The sequence below is a fragment of the Streptomyces sp. NPDC001093 genome (assembly GCF_040298985.1).
GTDB lineage: Bacteria > Actinomycetota > Actinomycetes > Streptomycetales > Streptomycetaceae > Streptomyces.
In genome coordinates this window covers 1-1,333 of the sequence record NZ_JBEPBF010000296.1, presented here as the reverse complement: position 1 = coordinate 1,333, position 1,333 = coordinate 1, and the positions used below count along the sequence as shown (strand labels likewise).

The 1,333-nt window shown below is 65.9% G+C and carries 1 protein-coding gene; it reads left to right on the top strand.

Going from position 1 to position 1,333, the window contains the following annotated elements:
• The first annotated feature begins 110 nt into the window (after positions 1-110).
• Positions 111-1,331, top strand: a complete 1,221-nt coding sequence (locus ABT288_RS49965) for an IS256 family transposase (protein ID WP_351623453.1) — start codon at positions 111-113, stop codon at positions 1,329-1,331.
• Positions 1,332-1,333: the final 2 nt, after the last annotated feature.

Sequence of the window (1,333 nt, the reverse complement as noted above, 5' to 3'; positions counted from 1 at the left end):
CGATGGTGTCCCGCCGGGTGGTGTAGCAGCGATCAGTGCATTACCCCTGGTCATGGGGCGGCCATCGCGCAACTCTCCGAGTAGAGAGGCTCGTTGAGAGAGGTGACGCGATGGCCTTGTCCCAGCATGACTTACTCCGGCTGATGGAGTCACTGCGTACGGCGGACGGAATCGAGTTGGTCCGGGTTCTGGCCCAGCGGATCCTGCAGGAGCTGATCGAGGCCGAGGCCACCTCGTTCATCGGGGCCGAGCCCGGCGAGCACACCGAGACCCGGACCAACCTGCGCAACGGTCACCGTGGAAAGACGCTGACCACGCAGGCCGGGGATCTCGACCTGGCGATCCCCAAGGTCCGCACCGGCAGCTTTTTCCCCAGCCTGCTCGAACGCCGCCGCCGGATCGACCGGGCCCTGTATGCCGTCATCGTCGAGGCATACGTCCACGGCGTCTCCACTCGCAGCGTGGACGACCTGGTCAGGGCCCTGGGAGCGGACAGCGGGATCTCCAAGAGCGAGGTGTCCCGGCTCTGTGCCGCCCTGGACGCCGAACTCACCGCCTTCCGCACCCGGCCGCTGGACCATACCCGCTTCCCTTACGTCTACTTGGACGCGACCTACTGCAAGGCCCGCGTGAACCACCAGATCGTGTCCCAGGCCGTGGTCATCGCCACCGGCATCACCGAGGACGGCGGACGCGAAGTGCTGGGACTGATGGTCGGCGACAGCGAGACCGAGGCGTTCTGGACCGAGTTCCTGCGCTCGCTGCGCGAGCGGGGCCTGTCCGGGGTCCGCCTGGTCATCGCTGACCACCACAGCGGCCTGGTCAAGGCCGTGCGCAAGGTCATGCTCGGCGCCGGCTACCAAAGGTGCCGCGTTCACTTCCTGCGCAACGTCTTCGCGGTGATCCCGAAGGATTGTGCCGAGATGGTGGCGGCGACCATCCGCACGATCTTCGCCCAACCCACCGCAGCAGCCGTCCGGGCCCAGCTCGACACCGTCGCCGACATGCTCGGCCGACAGTTCCCCAAGGTCAGGGGCATGCTCCTGGAGGCGAAGGAGGATCTGACCGCGTTCGCGGACTTCCCTGATCGGCACTGGAAGAAGATCCAGTCGACCAACCCGCTAGAGCGGATCAACCGCGAGATCAAGCGCCGGACCGACGTCGTCCAGATCTTCCCCAACCCCGACGCCCTCGAGCGCCTCACCACCGCCGTCCTCGTCGAGATGCACGACGAATGGATCGCCTTTCCCCGCCGCTATCTACCCGAGGAAAGCATGGACACGATCTACAAAGATCAGATCGACCTCGCTACACCACCACAGGGGACATGACC

Excerpts from the sequence above, each read along its gene's own strand:
- ABT288_RS49965 (WP_351623453.1), top strand. The coding sequence starts at position 111 with ATGGCCTTGTCCCAGCATGACTTACTCCGGCTGATGGAGTCACTGCGT.